General features: G+C 60.0%; 11 protein-coding genes. 3 read left to right on the top strand and 8 right to left on the bottom strand.

Annotated features, from left to right (window positions below):
- Positions 1–25 precede the first annotated feature (25 nt).
- Positions 26–3652, top strand: coding sequence for a PAS domain S-box protein (locus tag EI293_RS12860; RefSeq protein ID WP_125438406.1), 3627 nt, complete (start codon positions 26–28; stop codon positions 3650–3652).
- 79 nt (positions 3653–3731) lie between these two features.
- Here the strand turns inward: EI293_RS12860 and EI293_RS12855 are convergent, their stop codons facing one another.
- Positions 3732–4472, bottom strand: a complete 741-nt coding sequence (locus EI293_RS12855) for a LytR/AlgR family response regulator transcription factor (protein ID WP_125438403.1) — start codon at positions 4470–4472, stop codon at positions 3732–3734.
- A gap of 315 nt (positions 4473–4787) precedes the next feature.
- Positions 4788–6167, bottom strand: a complete 1380-nt coding sequence (locus tag EI293_RS12850) for an FAD-dependent oxidoreductase (protein ID WP_125438400.1) — start codon at positions 6165–6167, stop codon at positions 4788–4790.
- A gap of 633 nt (positions 6168–6800) precedes the next feature.
- Here EI293_RS12850 and EI293_RS12845 point away from each other — a divergent pair.
- A complete protein-coding gene (locus EI293_RS12845; protein ID WP_125438397.1) occupies positions 6801–9425 on the top strand; it encodes a TonB-dependent receptor in 2625 nt (874 codons plus the stop codon).
- A gap of 264 nt (positions 9426–9689) precedes the next feature.
- Positions 9690–12458 (top strand): TonB-dependent receptor, encoded by a 2769-nt coding sequence (locus tag EI293_RS12840; protein WP_125438394.1) that lies wholly within the window; start codon positions 9690–9692, stop codon positions 12456–12458.
- 72 nt (positions 12459–12530) lie between these two features.
- On the opposite strand, the gene EI293_RS12835 is transcribed toward EI293_RS12840, so the two are convergent.
- The 6 genes from EI293_RS12835 to EI293_RS12810 all read right to left on the bottom strand — a co-directional run bounded on the left by EI293_RS12835 (position 12531) and on the right by EI293_RS12810 (position 18193).
- Positions 12531–13127, bottom strand: a complete 597-nt coding sequence (locus EI293_RS12835; RefSeq protein ID WP_125438392.1) for an alpha-ketoglutarate-dependent dioxygenase AlkB family protein — start codon at positions 13125–13127, stop codon at positions 12531–12533.
- A 15-nt stretch (positions 13128–13142) separates the two neighbouring features.
- Positions 13143–13823, bottom strand: coding sequence for a hypothetical protein (locus EI293_RS12830; protein ID WP_125438389.1), 681 nt, complete (start codon positions 13821–13823; stop codon positions 13143–13145).
- A 114-nt stretch (positions 13824–13937) separates the two neighbouring features.
- Entirely contained in the window at positions 13938–15218 is a 1281-nt protein-coding gene (kynU, locus tag EI293_RS12825; RefSeq protein WP_125438386.1) for a kynureninase, read from the bottom strand.
- A 34-nt stretch (positions 15219–15252) separates the two neighbouring features.
- Positions 15253–16281: an amidohydrolase family protein gene (locus tag EI293_RS12820; protein ID WP_246010629.1), complete on the bottom strand. Its 1029-nt coding sequence runs from the start codon at positions 16279–16281 to the stop codon at positions 15253–15255.
- A 20-nt stretch (positions 16282–16301) separates the two neighbouring features.
- The gene (locus EI293_RS22400; RefSeq protein ID WP_125438380.1) at positions 16302–17630 is read right to left on the bottom strand and encodes a hypothetical protein; all 1329 of its coding nucleotides are present in this window, start codon (positions 17628–17630) and stop codon (positions 16302–16304) included.
- Between the two features lie 26 nt (positions 17631–17656).
- Positions 17657–18193, bottom strand: coding sequence for a 3-hydroxyanthranilate 3,4-dioxygenase (locus EI293_RS12810; RefSeq protein ID WP_125438377.1), 537 nt, complete (start codon positions 18191–18193; stop codon positions 17657–17659).
- Between the last annotated feature and the right edge of the window lie 18 nt (positions 18194–18211).

Below are 18211 nucleotides of genomic sequence, written 5' to 3'. Positions count from 1 at the left end.
CCGTTTGCTGATTCCGCCGTTTGCTATGTCCCTATCTCCCAATTCCCCCGCCACGCTGGAAGCCCTGACCGCGCAACTGGCCCAGGAACGCCAGAGCCGACTGGCCGCCGAGCAGCAGATCCAGACGCTCCGCCGCCACTTGTCGTCTACCCAGCGCACCGTCAGCCGCCTCACAGACAGCATCACGCGCCTTACCCAGAACCTACGGGTGGGCGTGCTGGTGGCGCACCAGAACGGGATGATTGCCCTGCTCAACCAGGAGTTCTGCGACTTGCTGGGGCTGGAGGAACTGCCTACACTAGGCGGCCCGGAGCAACCCGTGCAGCCCATTCTCGACGCCCTCATTGCCCAGTCGGCCCGGCCGGAGGCTACCCGCCAGCGGCTGGAAACGATGCGGCTGGTGGATCAGCGTGTGCTGGGCGAAGACCTGGAACTGGCCGATAGCACAGTGCTGGAGCTGGACTTTATTCCGCTGAGCGGGCAGGACGAACTAGTAGCTTCCGGCTACCTGCTGTCCTTCCGCGACGTGACTCAGGCCCGGCGCGCCGAGCAGTACCTGCATTCCCTTTCGCGCATTCCGGGGCAGAACCCCAATCCGGTTTTACGCCTCCACGCCGACGGCCGCCTGCTGTACAGTAACCCGGCCGCCGAGGAGCTGCGCCGGGAGTACCAGGACCCGCACGACGAGCCCGAGCTGGCCCGGCAATTGTACCAGGCAGCCATTGAGGCCCTGGCAGCTGACGCCCAGCTGGTGCAGCGCGAAATCGGCTTTAAGGGCCGCTGCTTCCAGCTGGCCATTGCTCCCTTCGTGGATGACCAGTATGTGAACCTGTATTTCACGGATATCACCTCGCTGAAGGATGCGGAAACGAAGCTGGTTGAGCAGCAGGCGTTTTACGAAACGGTACTCAACCACTTACCCGCCGATGTGGCCGTTTTCGATGCCGAACACCGCTACCGGTTTGTGAACCCCGCTGCCATCCGCAATCATGAGATGCGCCAGTGGATTATCGGGCACGATGATTTTGAGTACGCCGCTTACCGGGGCCGCTCCGACGATCAAGCGCATCGCCGCCGCGCCCTTTTCGAGCAGGCCGTACAACAGCGCAACGTGCTGGCTTGGGAAGAGCGGATTCCGATGCCGGATGGCTCACCCCGCTTGGCGCTGCGCCACATGCAGGCAGTATTTGGCACCCACAATGAGCTGCGGATGGTTATCGGGTACGGGGTGGATATTACGGAGCGCCACGCCGCCGAGCAGCGCTTGCGCACTAGTGAAGCCCGCCTGCAGGAGCAGCAGGATTTCGTACAGCAGGTAGTGGATACTACGTCCAGCATCATCTGGGTGGCGAATACAGAGGGCAACGTCATCTTCCATAACCGAGCCTTTGCTGACCTTATGGGCACTGGTCGGCACCGCTCCGCTCCACCCGATACGATTACCCCCGACGACCCGGTAGCTACCGAAAACCGTGACCACTTCGCCACCATTCAGCATGTCATTAAAACGGGCCGGGAACTCACCTATGAGAGCTCCTTCACCCAGCTGACCGGTACCGTCCGCTGGTTCCAGACAGTGGTACGGCCCCTGCCCCGTGCCGATGGCATTCTCAACATTCTGGGCGTCAGCAATGATATCACGGAAATGAAGCAGGCCCGACAGACGCTGGAGCGCAACGCCAAGCAGTACCGCGACCTGATGCATTATTCGCAGGCCCTCATCTGCACCCACGACCTGCAAGGCGTAATTCTCTCTGTGAACCCGGCAGCGGCCCAGATTGTGGGCGTAGTGCCCGAAATGCTGGTGGGCCGGACGCTGCACCAGGTGCTCACCCCCGATCTGCACCCCAAGCTGAACCAATACCTGGCCCAGGCCCTGGAGCAGCAGGAGCTAACCGGACTGATGACCCTGCGCGGCCCCGACGGCCGGCCGCACCACCTGATGTACAACAACTACCGCGTGGAGGAGCCCGGTGAACTGCCCTATGTAATTGCGTACGGCCAGGAAATTACGGAGCGCATTCAGGCGGAGCAGGAGCTGGTACGGGCCAAGGAAGAAGCCGAAACAATTGCCCGCGCCAAAGAGAACTTTCTGGCCAACATGAGCCACGAAATCCGCACGCCCATTAACGGGGTGCTGGGCATGGCCGGGCTGCTGGCAAAAACCTCCCTGGATACTTCGCAGCAGGAATACCTGCGAATTCTGCGCAACTCGGGCCGCCACCTGCTCACCGTCATCAACGATGTGCTGGACGTGGCCAAAATAGAATCCGGCAAGCTGGAAATCGAACAGATTCCCTTCGACATATGCCAGTCTATTAAGGAAGCGGTACAGAGCCTGGCGTACCGGGCGCAAGAGAAAGGCATTGAGTTCCGGGTGGTTCCGCTGCTGCTGGCCCACCCCGTAGTTATCGGCGACGCGGGCCGGCTCAACCAGATTCTGCTGAACCTGCTCAGCAACGCCATTAAATTTACTGCCCAAGGAGTGGTGGAACTGGGCGGCCGCCTGCTGGAAGAAACCCCCGATACGCTGGCCCTGGAGTTTCAGGTCCGGGACACCGGCATTGGCATCTCGCTCGATAAACAGGAGGCCATTTTCGAGAGCTTTTCGCAGGCCTACGCCGATATTTCCCGCCGCTTTGGGGGTACCGGCCTGGGACTTACCATCAGCCGCAGCCTGGTGCAGCAGTTGGGCGGGCGGATGTGGGTGGAAAGCACGGAGGGGCAGGGCTCTACCTTTTTCTTCACGCTCACGCTGCCCAAAGGCCGGCTCACTTTCCCCGAAGGCACCCCACTGGCCCCGCTCAATTACGCGGTATTGCGCGGCAAACGGGTACTGTTGGTAGAAGACCACCCCGTGAACCAGCAGCTGGCACTCATGATTCTGGAAAACTGGGAGGTAGAAACCCACGTTGCGTCCGATGGCAACGAAGCCCTCGACCAATTGGAGGCACGCCTCTACGATGTGGTGCTGATGGACATTCAGATGCCGGGAATGAGTGGCCTCGACGTGACGCACCGGTTGCGCCTGCATCCCGACCCCCTGCGCGCCGGCACCCCCGTTATTGCCCTCACGGCCAACGTGATGCGCTCCGACAACGAGGCCTACCGCGCCGCCGGCCTGGACTACCTGTCGAAGCCCTTTGAGGAAGATGATCTGTTCCGCAAGCTGGAAGCCAACCTGCGGCCCACCCCGGTGGCGGAACTGGAAGACAGCCCGGCGGCCACCATCCAGCCACAGCAGGCCGTCGTTGTGCCCTCGGCAGAATTACTACCCAACGCTTCAGAGGCGGAAACGCTTGTTTTCAACCTTAGCCGCCTGCGCGATACCGCCCACGGCAGCACCATCTTTATGCAGAAGGTTATCGGCTCCTTCCGCACCCATACCCCAGTGATGGTAGCGCAGCTGCAGGAGGCCGCTACCGCCGGCGACTGGATAACCGTGGGAAGCCTCGCGCACAAGCTCCGGCCTTCGCTGCACTTGCTGGGCATTGAGGCAGCCTACGCGCCGATAGCTCAGCTGGAACCTTTCTCCCGCCCGGAAAGCCCCTTCCCTATTCCATCTGACGAAGAGCTACTGGCCCTTTCCCAACAGCTCACGGATACCCTCACCACTGCGGTGGAGCAGCTAGGCAATGCGCACATAGAGTAGTTGAGCAGCGGGGTACGGGTAACTATCTGACAGCCTTGCCTGCCAGACAGTTACCCGTACCCCGCTGCTCAATTACTCTCTAAATCCGGTTCAGCTTACGAAAAAAGGCTTCCTGATACGATTTGCCGATGGGTACGTGCTGGCCGCCCGGTACTACGGCCGCGCCATCTTCAATGGCTTCAATGCGGCGCATGTTCAGGATGTAGGACCGATGCACCCGCACGAAATGGTCGAAGGGCAGGCGCGCATCCAGAGCCTTCATGGTGGTGTACACAATGTACTTCTGCCGGTCCGTCACAATGATAACGTAATCAGACAGGGCCTCGATGTAGAGTACATCATCAAAGTTGATGCGCACCATCTTGTTGTTCACCTTCACGAACAGGTCGTGGTCGGGGGGGCCGGAGGGGGCGGCGGGCGGGGCAGCTGCTACCGGCGTAGTGTGCTGTTGCAGGGCGCGTTGCACAGCCCGGCTGAAGCGGGCATAGTCGAATGGCTTTACCAGGTAATCGGTCACCCGCAGATCGAAGGCATCCACGGCGAAATCCTCGTGGGCCGTGGTCAGAATCACAATGGGCGGATCGGACAGCACCCGTAGCAGGTCGAGGCCGTTGAGCTGGGGCATCTGAATATCCAGAAACAGCACATCCACCTTATTACCGGCCCGGAAGTAGTTCAGCCCCTGCAGGGCATCATCCAGCGAAACAACCAGCTGCAACGAATCGGTCAGGGAAATATAGTGCTCCAGCGTCAGCCGGTTGATTTCTTCGTCATCAATAATGGCACAGGTCAAAACAGGGGCAGGAGCGGGTACGGACATAGCAGAACGAGAAAGGAAGCGGTGAGGCAACGTACTGACATTTTAGCAAAACACCGGTTTATCAACAGAAAAACAGGATTCAGGCAGCAATATCAACAGGTCATGGGGTAGCTAAGCTACTCTGCGTTGATGTGGCAATCAAGTTAATTCTAGGCGGCTAATCAGGACTTCTCATTTCTGGAAAAATAGAATGATTCCGTTTGGCCTGTTACATGGATTGTCTGCGCTCTAGGGGTGTACGCTTCCCGCTCTTTTCCAGATTTGGGGAGGCAAAAACTATTTTGTAGCCCCGCCTTTCGGCTACTGTTCAACAAATCAGCCGGGCCGGCGGGCCATTTCTTCGGCCACCAGCTGCTGCACTTCCGGCCGTTGGTAGTCGGCCTCCGTCTGAATGTGCGGCATGAGGCGCTGCATAATACGTTCCTGGGCCTGCCCATTGGCCCAGGCTTCCGCGTAAGGCAGGCTGGAAAACGTAACCTGCGAGTACAACGGCAGCCATTTGTGCGGGTATTGGGCAGAAATCTGACTCTCAATCTTCTTCTGCAGCAGAAAGCGGGGGTCGGCCACCCGGTCGCGCATCTCCTCGAAATTGTACACCGCCAGGTCAGCCATGGCATCGGCATTGGGCTTGCGGGAATCCTCGAATTCCTGGAAGATGGCGGCCCAGTCGTGACCGTGCCGGGCCAGTAGCTCATTCAGCACCGTGCAGTCCTCGAAGCCCGCATTCATGCCCTGCCCATAAAACGGCACAATGGCGTGGGCGGCGTCGCCCAGCAGCAGCACCTCGTCCTGGTGGGCCCACGGAAAGCAGCGTACTGTTACCAAAGAGCTGGTCGGATTCTCAAAAAACTCCGTTTCCAGCTCTGGCATCAGCGGTACGGCATCCGGAAATACTGCCGTGAAGAACTCCCGCACCTGGTCCGGGGTTTGCAGGGCCGCAAAGGAGGCCGGGCCTTCGTAGGGAAAAAACAGGGTGCAGTTGAACGAGCCGTCGAGGTTGGGCAGCGCAATCATCATGTACTGGCCGCGCGGCCAGATGTGCAGTGCGTGTTTCTCAATAGGCCACTCGCCGCCCGGGGCAGCCGCAATGGTTAGTTCCTTGTAACCGTAGTCCAGGTACTGCTGGGAGTAGTTGAACCGGTCAGTGCGCTGCATGGCCCCGCGCACCGCCGAGTACGCCCCATCCACCCCAAACAGCCGCTGGTACGACACCACCCGGCTTTGCTGGGTGGCCGTATCCAGCATTTCCAGCTCCTGCTTCCTGAGGTCGACGCGGCGGCACTGCTGATTGAAAAACAGCTTAATGGCCGGCTCCTGCTCCACCAGATCCAGCATCCGGCGGTTGAGACCAGCCCGGGAAACCGAGTAGATAGATTGTCCGGCCTGTCCGTAGGGCTGCACCGTAAGATTGCCCTGCACATCGTGCATCACGCGGCCGTGCATGGCAATGGCCACTTCCCGCACCGCCTCCGCAATACCTACGCCCTCCAGCGCCCGCCAGCCCCGGTCCGACAATGCCAGGTTAATGGACCGGGCTTCAACCGGGTCGGTTCCCCGGATATCAGGCCGGCGCTCAAACACTTCCACTGCGTGCCCGTGCCGCGCCAGATACAGGGAGAGCAGAGAGCCGACCAGGCCGCCGCCCATAATAGTGAGCGTTTCAGGAGTGGAGGGGCGGGTACGAACGTCGGCCATGAGCACAGCGGCTGAGGTGGAAAGAAAGCGCGGGTAGAAACGGCGAATGTAAATGATTCTGACGGGTTCAGTTAACCGAGTAAAAACATCTGTTGAACGGCACAATTCCCCCGGTTAGTCGGGACGGCCCTGTTTAGTATAACTACCCTGGCTTACTTTGGATTATTAAATGATTGTGTTAACTCAATAATTATTCCTCATGTACCTCTTTACACCTTCTACTACCACTGCTTTCGCGCACAGGCGCAGCCGTTACCGCCAGCGGCAAGGGCGGTGCATCCGGCTACTGAATCTCCCGCTTCCGTGCAATCAACGGCCGTTGCAGGGATACCGACCCGATAATACTGAAACCGGCGTTCCGTCCACTCTATTCCGGTTCGGTGGCTATGTCCTGGGTGACGAAAACTGCCCTTTACTCTATGGGCCCATGGATATACGCTACTGAAAAGACTGCACGCTGACAGCTCAATCTTCTTAACAGGCCTCTATAATCCCCGGTAAATACAATTAAGCAACCCATCCAAACGAATGATTACCAAGACCTTAAAAGTAGGTTATTCGGCATACCTACTATATATTTGTAGCCCTTTCTGACAAATAGGGACCTTTTTCATTTTTTGCAATTTTTCCAGTATGAGAAAACATTACAGTTTTCTGCTCTTTTTCCTGCTGCTGTTTTGCCAGGCAATTTCCGGCCAGGCGCAGGACCTGAGCGCGGTAGCCGGTATTGTGCAGGCCGAAAGTGGCGAGCCAATGCCCGGGGCCACAATTTTTATCCGGGGTACGTTCATTGGTACCAGCACCGACCGTGACGGCAAGTTTAGCCTGCGGGCCGACTTCAGCGAGGGTCCGGTAGTGCTGTCGGTGTCCTTTGTGGGCTATGAGAGCCGCGACGTGACGCTGAGCCAGCCCGACAACGTGGTGAAAGTGCAGCTCAAAATCAACCCGACGCTGACCACTGAGGTAATTGCCTCGGCGTCCCGGGTAGAGGAAGGCATTCTGCAAGCCCCGGTAACGGTAGAGAAGGTGACCTCGCAGCAGGTGTTGCGCCTGCCCCCGCCCGACGTGCAGGTGGGCCTGAATCAGTTCAAAGGTATTGACGTGAACAGTTCCAGCATGTTGTTGAACTCGCTGAGCACGCGCGGCTTCAACTCGGCCAAATCGGAGCGACTGATTCAGCTGACCGATTACTTCGATACTCAGTCGCCGAGCCTGAACGTGAATGCCGGCAACCTGACCGGACTGCCCGAGCTGGATATTGAAAGCATCGAAATCATTCACGGACCAGCCTCGGCTCTGTACGGTGCCAACGCCTTTAACGGGGTATTACTGCAAAACTCCAAGGATGCCTTCATCAACGAAGGCCTGACGTTGCGGGTACGCGGCGGCGAGCGGAGCTTCTTCGACGGCCAGCTGCGCTACGCCCAGAAAATCGGGGACAAGTTCGCGTTCAAAATCACGGGAGCTTACCTCACGGCCGACGACTGGCTGGCCCAGAACTATTCGGCTACCAGCACGCAGGTAGAGCGCCGCAACAATGCCGAGGGCTCTACCCTGGGCTACGAGGCCGTGAACCGCTACGGCGACGTACCCTTTACGGTGCCCGCTAACTACCCAATTGCCGACCTACGGGGCAAAACGCTGTTCATGCCAGGTTTCGACGAGAAAACGCTGATCGGTGACGACAACAAAGCCAAGTCGCTGAAGATCCATCCTTCGCTCTCGTACCTGCTGACCAGCTCCATCAAGATGACGGTAGGGGTCAACTACAACCGGGGCACGGCCAGCTACCAAAGCTCCAGTCGCTACCGCTTCAAAGATTTCGGCACCAACCAGTATCATGGTGAAATTAAAGGGGAGCGGTGGTTCGTGCGCGGCCAGTCGATTCAGGACTATGGCAACAAATCCTATGACCTGAACTTCCTGGGTGCCTTCATCCAGACCTCGCCCATTGCTACCGGCGGCGGCACAACGTACGCACAGCAGTATTTCAACACCTACCTGACCACATACGGCGGCGCCCGGCAGCTGGGCCAGACCGATGCGCAGGCCCAGGTAACGGCCCAGAATGCCGCCAGCCAGTTCCAGCTTGACCCGAACAGCGGTACGTTCCGCAACCTGCGGAGCACTATCATTAACGATGCTACTCCGGGCCGCGGTGCCCGCCTCAACCCCAGCTCCCTGCTGAACGAAGGCAACGCGCAGTATAACTTCAAGCTGAGCGAAACCTCCGACCTGATTGTGGGCGGGGCGTATCGTAAGTTCCGGCTGGGCTCGAATGGCAACCTGTACTCCGACAACGACGGCCGGATTCAGAACCATGAGGTAGGCGGCTACGCGCAGCTGACCAAGAAGCTATTCGAGGAGCGGCTTCGCCTAGCCCTAGCCGGCCGGATTGACGACTTCAAGAACTTCAACCCGTCGTTTTCGCCCCGGGCTTCGGCTGTATACTCGGCCGGCGACAAGCGCCAGCATAACTTCCGGGCCAGCTACGGCCGCGCCTTCCGCTCGCCTACGCAGCTTGATCAGTACATCAACCTCGACCTGGGCCAGGTACTGCTAAAAGGCAATGTGGATAATGGCTACCAGGGCTACAGCATCATCACCGGCCAGGCTATTGACGTGGCCGCCTTGAAGCTGGAACGCCTGAGCACGTACGAAATCGGCTATAAGGGCGCCCTGGGCGAGAAAGTGGCCGTGGACGTGAACTACTACCGCAACTATTACAACGACTTCATTGGAGCCCAGCGCTTCGTGGGCAACGCCGATGGCAGCCGGCCCGCCAGTGTTACCAGTGGCCGCCTGTTGCAGGTGTGGACCAACGCCGACCAGGAAGTACGCACCCAGGGCGCGGCCCTGGGCCTGAACTACGCCTTTGCCCCGTTCCTGAACCTGGCTGCCAACTATACCCTGAACATTCAGGACCGCAGCGACGTGCAGGATGCCGAGTTCCAGACGTACTTCAACACGCCTAAGCACAAGTACAACATCGGGGCCAATGGTACGGTACTCACCCATGTGAGCTACGCCGTGAACTACCGCTGGGCGCAGGGCCATGAGTATGGCCTGCCCTTCGCAGTAGGTCAGCTCGCTGACTACAGCTCTACGGACGCCTACCTGGGCTACAACTTCACGAAGCTGGGTGCTATTCTGCAGGCGGGTGCATCCAACCTGTTCAACGCCACCAACATTCAGGTGTATGGTGGTCCGCAGATCGGGCGTCTGGTTTACGTGGGCTTGCAGCTGGACGTAAAATAGGCTGATTTCACCAAACTGCATTACTTCTGCAAAGGCCCTTTCCTCACCGGAAAGGGCCTTTTTGCGTTATCACCGCATGCCGTACAACCTTACTTCCCAATAATAGAAAACTATCTAATATTGGGAAAACAAGATATCTTTTTGACCCATTTAAAGAACCTGTTCAGCTATGTTTCTACAACACTCAGCGAAAAGTGCTATACACATATTAGCGTGCGGGGTAGGTTTGCAGCCCTTTTAGCACACACCTGGTAGTTCTCATTCATGCACCATCTTTATTCGTCGGCCGCAGTGGCAGCTTTGCTTCTTCCGCAGCTCGCCTCCGCTACTACCCTACCCACCACCGCCTCGGCGCACATGCGCGCCACTGCTCCGGATCCGGTCGAACGGTCATTGGCCGGTCAGGTTCTCACGGACAAGGGCGAAGCCCTGCCCGGCGCTACGGTATTTATCAAAGGTACCTTTGTGGGCACCAGCACCGACCAGCAGGGCAATTTTCGGCTGGATGCCAACTTTGAAAACGGCCCGGTAACGCTGGTGTTTTCTTACGTGGGCTACGACAGCCGCGAAATCAAGCTGGAAACGCCGGAGCTGACCATTGCTGTGGGCCTGAGCCCGAGCGCCACGCTGCTGAATGAAACGGTGGTATCGGCCTCGCGGGTAGAGGAAAACATCCTGCGCGCGCCGGTTACCATCGAGAAACTCTCGACGCGCCAGATTGAGCGCATCTCAACCCCCGAAATCCTCAGCGGCCTGGGCCAGCTGAAAGGCCTGGACGTGAGCTCGGCCTCCATGCTGTTTACCAGCGTGAGCACGCGCGGCTTCAACACGGCCAAATCGGAACGGGTAATTCAGCTGGTGGATTACATGGATACGGCCTTGCCTTCCCTGAACCTGAGCCCCGGCAACCTGGTGGGAATTCCGGAGCTGGATATGGAGAGCATCGAAATCATTCACGGGCCGGCTTCGGCCCTGTATGGTTCCAACGCGTTGAGCGGCGTGATTCTGTTCAATTCCAAAGACCCGTTCGTGTACGAAGGTCTGAGCGTACGCCTGCGCGGCGGGGAGCGGAACCTGCTGGACGGACAGGTACGCTACGCCAAAAAGCTGACGGAAAAACTGGCCATCAAGATCAACGCCAGCGCCTTCCGGGCCAACGACTGGATTGCGGACAATATGGAGGCAACCCGCAGCTCGACCAACCCAGCCGGCTCGGCTCTGGGCTACAATGCCGTGAACCGCTACGGCGACAATAGCTACACGTTCAACCCGCAGCAACAACTACCCGGCGGTACCAGCCCCGAGCTGTACGGCAAAACCGCTTATCTGCCCGGCTTCTCGGAGCGGGACCTGGTTGATGACGATAACCGCACCTCCTCGTACCGGGTGCAGGGTGCGGTATCGTATCTGCTGCGCGACGACCTGAAGCTGACGGTGGAGGCCAAGCATGCTGAAGGCACCGCTACGTACCAGAACATCAGCCGTTTCCGGGTGAAAGGACTCGGCTCGAACCAGTACCGCGCCGAGCTGAAAAGCAGCAAGGGCTTTTTGCGGGCCTATACCACGGAAGACTTTACCGGCAGCTCCTATGAGTTGAATCAGTTGGGCACCCTTATTCAGGGCTCCCCAATCTCCGACGGCAGCACCGTGAGCTACGCGCAGCAGTTCTACGGCACCTACAACGCCGCGTACAGCCAGGCCCGGCGCGCCGGCCAGACGGTGGACGCCGCCCTGGCTACCGCCCAGACGGCAGCCAACCGTACCCAGCTGGCTACTTCCGACCCACGCTTTGCCACCCTGCGCGAGCAGATTATTGCCGACAAGCAACCTGGCCGAGGGGCGCAGCAGTACTTCAACTCCTTCCTGCACGACATCAGCGGGCAGCGCAGCTTCCGTCTCACAGAAAGTGGCACTGACCTAACCGTGGGCGCGGCCTACCGCCAGTACCGGCTGGGTTCCAATGGTCTGCTCTTTTCGGACCGGGAAGGCCAGCGCATCAAAAACCACGAGTATGGCGCCTATGGCCAGCTCACCCAGACGCTGCTGGAGGAACGCCTGAAGCTGGCCTTCGCCGGCCGCGTGGACGAGTTCAAGAACTTCAAGGCGGCATTTTCGCCCCGGGCGTCGGCGGTATACTCGGTGGGCAAGAACAAGCAGCATAACTTCCGGGCCAGCTACGGCCGGGCGTTCCGCTCACCTTCCCAAACGGAGCAGTATTTCTATAACGACATCCGGACCGGGCTGCTAATTGGGAATGTTGGCAACGGCTTCCAGGGCTATAACCTGAGCCTGTTCAACTCGCCGCAGTTGCTGGCAGCGGCCCAGAGCAACCCGTCCGTCCTGCAACCCTACGAGTACACTATTGCGCCGCTGCAGCTGGAAAAGGTGAATACCGCCGAAATTGGCTACAAAGGTGCCGTGCTGCCCAACGTGTACGCCGACGTGAGCTACTACCGCAGCCAGTACCAGGATTTCATCGGGGCCCAGACGTTTGTGGGCAACACCGACGGCTCGCGTCCTACGCCGCAGCAGCTGGCGGCCGGCTACTCTACGGCCTACACCAACCAGAGCCAGCCCACCCGCGTGCTGTACGCCTACTACAACAACGACCAGGAAGTGCGTACCCAGGGCGTTACGGCGGGCCTGACCTACTACTTCCGCAAGGCGCTGAATATTACTGGCAACTACTCGCTGAACGTGCTGGACAGCAGCAACCTGCCCGAGGGCTTCCAGACGTTCTTTAACACGCCCAAGCACAAGTACAACGTGGGAGCCAACGGCCAGGTGGGCAACCTGAGCTACACCGTGAACTACCGCTGGGTGCAGGGCCACCTGCAGGAAATACCCTTCGCTACCGGCACCATTCGGGACTACAGCACCACCGATGCTTACCTGGGATACACGCTGCCTAAGGTCGGCACCACTTTCCAGGCGGGGGTTTCCAATGCGTTCAATACCAACAACACGCAGGTGTTTGGGGGGCCGCAAGTGGGCCGCCTCGCCTACCTGGGCCTGCGCTTCGATTTGCAATAACGTACTTACACTTCCCCTAAAAAGGCGCTGCAACAGTTGTTGCAGCGCCTTTTTAGAGGAAGTGTAAGTAATCTATCCTCTTATGTACCGAAAGGTGAGGTTGAGGCGCGGGCCGACGGGGCGGGCCGTTTTGGGCAATGCATGCAGCCAGTTTTGCTGGGTAAGGCCGCGCATGACCAGCAGACTTCCGGAAGTAAGCGACAGGCTGAGGGCCGATGGCGGCGGCAGCAAGTGAGACCGGGGCTTCAGGCGGAACGTGCGCGTGGCCCCCAGGGTAACGGAGGCAATAACGGGCGTAGGGCCCAGTTCCGGCTCATCATCGGCGTGGTAGCCCATACTGTCCTGGCCGGTGCGGTACAGGTTGAGCAGCACACTATTGAAGCGGCTGCCAGTGGCCGCTTCCAGTCGTTGGCGCAGCGCATGCAGCGCAAGCAGCCAGGGCAGCGGCTGCAGCGTAAGCCCGGAGTAGCGGTAGGTAGCACCGGCGTCGCCGTACCAGGCGGTGAGGCGGGGCTGCAGCACTTCCTTGCCGAATAACCGGATGGGTTCGTGCCGCCACGGTATGGTGGCAGTTAGTTCTGCCAGCAAGGCATCCGCTTCCTGCGGCCCGAGAAAACCAGGGTCGAACAGCAGCTCAGCGGCGGGCAACTGAACGGGAACCAGCGCCATAATCGGAGGAGGATACTATACCGTAGGCATTGCTCCCTGAAAACGCAGGGCGAAATAGTAGAAGGCCAGCATAATCAGCCCACATATCAGCAAAGGGGCCAGCCAGGGCCGACTTTGGTACGGTTGCGGCCCGATGTAGCGCGGCCAGAAAAACAGGTTGTAAATGAGCACAGCCGGCAGGTTGAAGAAGGAGCCCAGCCAGTTGTACTGGTTGCCATACAGCTGCTTCAACCAGAACAGCAGATAACCGCCACCCACCAGGTACACCAGCATAAACGCCACCACCAGCAGCGCGGGGCCGGTGCGGCGCAGCGTGCGCAGGTTCAGGGCCAGCATAATTCCTCCGGCCACCATGCTGAACAGCACCGAAAACACTGTAATGGTCCCGGGCGAATACAGCGCCGGCCCCGTTTCCGTCGCGGTTTCGGGGTCGGCCTCGCCGCGGGCTATGCGCCGGGCCTGCTCCTTTTCGGCCTCCTGCTCCCGTACGGCCAGCTCGCGCCGGTCGGTTTCCTGCTTGCTGACCTCCAACTCGGCAATAAGGCCGGCTGCCGTCGGCTCGGGGGTGCCGCGCTGCGCCAGTTCGGTGAGGGCGGCCAATACCGCCTCCTCCCGATACTGATACCGGTTGGTCACGTAGTCACGCAGCTCGGCATCGGTTTTGCGGCTCATTTTTGCCGCGTAGTCTTCGGCCATTATCGTTGGGGAAAGGAGGAGTCGGAAAGGAAAACGGCCGGAGCCGGACTGTTTACGCAAATACACCCATCGGCGGTGGAAAACGCCCCGCTGCCGATGGTATTTACCAGCGGCTTATTGACGGGCCGCCCACTCACCCAGCACCTCGCCCACCCGATACACATCCTCGAACGTGTTGTAAAGCGGCACCGGAGCCAGCCGAATCACATTGGGCTCACGCCAGTCGCCAATTACGCCCACGGCCATCAGATGTTCAAACAGGTCGCGGCCGTTATGGTGTACCAGCAACGAAAGCTGGCAGCCGCGCTGCGCCGGATCAGCCGGCGTAATGATTTCCAGCTGCTGTTTAGTAAGGCCCAGGCGGTTGATGAGAAACTCCAGGTAGCCCGTGAGCAGCTCGCTTTTCCGGCGCAGGGCGGGCATTCCGCCGGCTGCTTCGTGCTCGGCCAGGGCGGCTTCGTGCACGGCCATGGTAAGGACGGCACCGTTGGAGAGCTGCCAGCCGGCAGCTCCGCGCATGGGCCGAAAGCCCTTCTTCATCTTGAACCGCTCCTTATCATCGTAGCCCCACCAGCCGGCCAAGCGCAGTAGTTCGGGCTGGTCGGCAAACCGCTCGTGCACAAACACGCCCGATACGCCACCGGGGCCGGAGTTCAGATATTTATAGGAGCACCAGCAGGCAAAATCCACGTCCCAGTCGTGCAGGTGCAGCGGAATGTTGCCGGCCGCGTGAGCCAGATCGAAACCCACCATAGCTCCTGCCGCGTGGCCGGCACGGGTAATGGCCGCTATATCATACACCTGGCCGGTGTAGTAATTGATGCCGCCCATAATGACGGTGCACAGCGAATCACCCAGCTCCTCAATTCTGGCCAGGATATCCTCCGTGCGCAGCGTGTACTCGCCGGGGCGGGGAGTCAGCTCCACAATGGCCTCGTCGGGGTTCAGGCCGCGCATGCGCACCTGCGTTTCCAGGGCGTACTGGTCGGAAGGAAACGCGCCGGCTTCCATGAGCACTTTATAGCGGGTAGCCGTCGGCTGGTAGAAGGACACCAGCAGCAAGTGCAGGTTAGTGGTGAGGTTGTTCATTACCACCACTTCCACAGGCCGGGCCCCTACAATGCGGGCGGTGGCATCCTGCAGGCGCTGGTGAAAGTGCATCCAGGGAGTTTCGCCCTTGAAATGTCCTTCCACGGCCAGATTCTGCCAGTTCTCAAACTGCCGCTCGGTGGCGGCGCGGGCCGTGCGCGGCTGCAGCCCCAGGGAATTACCGCAGAAATAGAGGCAGTCCTGACCATCGGGCGCGGGCGGAATGAGGAAGTGCTGACGGAAGTCGCGCAACGGGTCCTGCGCATCTAGCTGGCGGGCAAAGTCGAGGGTGGGTTCGAATGTCATGGAGGGCAAAGATACCACGCCCCCGGGCCGCCACCTATTCTCGATTCGCCATGATTTTGGCCAGATGTTCCGGCCTCACGCCCAGCCAGTCCAGCGCATTTTGCCCCAGCATACGCGCCTTTACCTCGTCGGAATACGCCATGGAGCGGATGAGCTGGCCGGGCTCCAGCTCGCCCAGTGGAAACGGGTAATCGGTACCCAGCGTGATTTTATCAGTCCCCAGGGTTTTCACCAGAAAGTCGAGCATCAGCGGGTCGTGCACCAGCGAATCAACCCAGAAGCGGCCCAGGTATTCGCGCGGATTCACGGGGTTATCCACCGCGCATAAGTCGGGGCGCACCTGCCAGCCGTGCTCAATGCGGCCAATGGTGCTGGCAAAGGAGCCGCCGCCGTGGGCAATGGCTACCCGCAGCCGGGGCAGCCGCTCCAGTACGCCGCCGAAAATAAGGCTGCACAGGGCCCGGCTGCTTTCGGCGGGCATGCCTACCAGCCAGGGCAGCCAGTATTTGGGCATTTGCTGCTGGCCCATCATGTCCCAGGGATGCACAAATATGCAGGCACCCATCTCCTCAGCGGCCTGAAAAACCGGAAAAAGCTCCGGCGCATCCAGGTTCCAGTCGTTGACGTGGGAGCCAATCTGGACGCCCGCCAGCCCGATTTTCATGCACCGCTCCAGCTCGCGGATGGCCAGGTCGGGGGCCTGCAGGGGCAGCGTGCCCAGCCCCACAAAGCGGCCGGGATACCGTTGCACTACACCGGCAATGTGGTCGTTGAGTAACTGGCTCAGGTCCAGCGTATCCAGCGGCTTGGCCCAATAGCTGAACATAACGGGCACAGTACTGAGCACCTGCACCTGCGCCCCAAACTGGTCGTACTCGCGCATGCGCACGGCCGGGTCCCAGCAGTTATCCTGCACTTCCCGGAAGAACTTATCGTCCTGCATCATGCGCGCGCAGCAAGGCCGGTGATGCTCCAGGCGGATGAAGCCGCCGTACCCGTACCGTTCCCGCAGGTCGGGCCACCGCTCGGGCAGGATGTGCGTGTGGATGTCGATAGTAAGCACGGCGCGAAGAAGAGCTAAAATCAGGGAGTGCGCAAATCCTCGGGCATCTGCCGGAGCGAAGACAGGAAGAATACGCGCCGGTAGCGTTCCGCCGTCATGCTGTCCCAGTGAATAACGCCGGCGGCGTATTGATAGGTCTGCCACAGATTCAGACTGATGCCCAGCACCAGCACCGCCCGCACCGCAACCCGGCGGGGTGCTTTCCAGGTGGCCGACGCGGCTACCAGCGCCGCCAGGGCCAGGGCCAGCAACGGATACGCACTGATAAGCGGCCGCGCCCCGAAGCTCCCCCCATACCACCATTCGCGCCAGCTGAAGGTAACGTACAAGACAACGGGCAACGTCAGCAGCAACGCCCCTCCTACCCCACGCAGACGGGGCGGCAGCGCCAGCAGGCCCAGCAAGGCTACGCCAGCCAGGGGAGTGTACAGCAGCCAGCCCTTCTTAAAGCTGAACAGCCCATCCAGCAGATGGGGCCGGGTAAAATCGAACCCCTCGCCCCGGTACGTATCCAGCCACCACTGGCCGCTCACGGCGTGCCAGAATACCGGTTGCCACAGCACCACGACCAGCGCGCAGACCACCGCCAACGCTACCTGTTTGGGCCGGCCCAGGAGCCAACGCCCCCAGCCAGCCAGGCCTCCCTGCGTGGCAATTCCCCAGCCAACCGGTACCAGCGCGTACAGGGCCTCGGTGGGCCGCGCCAGCATGGCCAGGCCCAGCAGCAGGCCTAACCCGGCGGCCCAGCGGGTCTGCCGGGTTTCGTACCAAGCCCCGGTAGCCCACACAATGCCTACGTGCCACAGGAAAAGCAGGCTGTGTGCCATCGGGCTTTCGTAGCTGGCGTACATAAACCAATTGGTTCCCAGCCCGATGCCGGCCAAAGCCCAGGCTACCGTTTTGTCATCCTGCGGGAAGTAGCGCCGCAACAACTTACGCAGCAGCCACAGCCCCAGCAACCCATGAAACAGTCCGGCCAGCATGATGGCCTGCTGGTAAGGCCGCGAAAAGCCATCGGTGGGCTGGCCGCGCAGGCGGGCCCAGGTGTGCGCCCCGGCAAACCAGGGCAGCTCGGCCAGGGCCACGCCCAAAGGGTACTTGGAGATGGTCTTGCCGTTGGGCAGCTGTACCAGCCCCATGTAGGGCCGGGGGCCCGGGCGGTAAGTGGCTCGAACGCCCTGCAGAGAGTCGGCGCGGCCGGCATCTTGGTAGAGCAGCACCGACGGCAGGTAGACGTAGTAGCCGCCCGGGTCGTTATCGAATACTTCCAGCGGCTTCCACCGCTTATCGTTGAAAGTAGCGAGGATCAGCAGCGCAGCGGTGATGAAAAAGATACTAAGGGATTTCACGCAGGACACCAGAATAAGCTACCGACTTAGGGAACAGGAACAACCGGGGTGGGGGCCGCCATGTACGTGCCGCACACCGTACAGGTCCGCAGCTCATCGGAGGCCCAGAAACGGTCCATGATGGGCGGCAGCTGGGCCACGATGTCGGTTATTTCGGCGAATTCCTCGTGCAGCTTGTGGCCGCAGTTTTCGCAGTACCACTGGAAGCCGTCCAGCTCGCCGGGCGTGCGGTAGCGCTCCAGCACCAGGCCCACGGTGCCAGCCGGCCGGCGCGGCGAGTGCGGGACGCCGCCCGGCAGCAGGAACATGCTCCCCGCCTTTATTTCAATATCCACTGGTTTGCCGTCTTCGATGATCTTCACCACCATATCGCCCTCCAGCTGCAGGAACAGTTCTTCGCCTTCATCCACATGATAGTCTTTGCGGGCGTTGGGGCCGCCTACTACCATCACGATAAAATCTTTGTTATCCTTGAAAACCTGCTGGTTGCCTACCGGTGGCTTGAGCAAATGGCGGTGGTCATCAATCCACTGCTGAAAGTTGAACGGACGAGCGACGGGCATAGCGACGAAGGGTTAATG

This window comes from Hymenobacter perfusus (genome assembly GCF_003944765.1).
In the GTDB taxonomy this organism is placed as follows: Bacteria; Bacteroidota; Bacteroidia; order Cytophagales; family Hymenobacteraceae; genus Hymenobacter; species Hymenobacter perfusus.
Note: the sequence above shows the minus strand (reverse complement) of the source record. Positions and strands in the feature narration are given on the sequence as shown.

What these genes read in the sequence shown, in the direction of transcription:
- EI293_RS12845 (WP_125438397.1), top strand. Translation starts at nt 6,801, where the DNA reads ATGAGAAAACATTACAGTTTTCTGCTCTTTTTCCTGCTGCTGTTTTGC.
- EI293_RS12840 (WP_125438394.1), top strand. Translation starts at nt 9,690, where the DNA reads ATGCACCATCTTTATTCGTCGGCCGCAGTGGCAGCTTTGCTTCTTCCG.
- EI293_RS12810 (WP_125438377.1), bottom strand. Translation starts at nt 18,193, where the DNA reads ATGCCCGTCGCTCGTCCGTTCAACTTTCAGCAGTGGATTGATGACCAC.
- kynU (WP_125438386.1), bottom strand. Translation starts at nt 15,218, where the DNA reads ATGACATTCGAACCCACCCTCGACTTTGCCCGCCAGCTAGATGCGCAG.
- EI293_RS12855 (WP_125438403.1), bottom strand. Translation starts at nt 4,472, where the DNA reads ATGTCCGTACCCGCTCCTGCCCCTGTTTTGACCTGTGCCATTATTGAT.
- EI293_RS12830 (WP_125438389.1), bottom strand. Translation starts at nt 13,823, where the DNA reads ATGGCCGAAGACTACGCGGCAAAAATGAGCCGCAAAACCGATGCCGAG.
- EI293_RS12850 (WP_125438400.1), bottom strand. Translation starts at nt 6,167, where the DNA reads ATGGCCGACGTTCGTACCCGCCCCTCCACTCCTGAAACGCTCACTATT.
- EI293_RS12835 (WP_125438392.1), bottom strand. Translation starts at nt 13,127, where the DNA reads ATGGCGCTGGTTCCCGTTCAGTTGCCCGCCGCTGAGCTGCTGTTCGAC.
- EI293_RS12860 (WP_125438406.1), top strand. Translation starts at nt 26, where the DNA reads ATGTCCCTATCTCCCAATTCCCCCGCCACGCTGGAAGCCCTGACCGCG.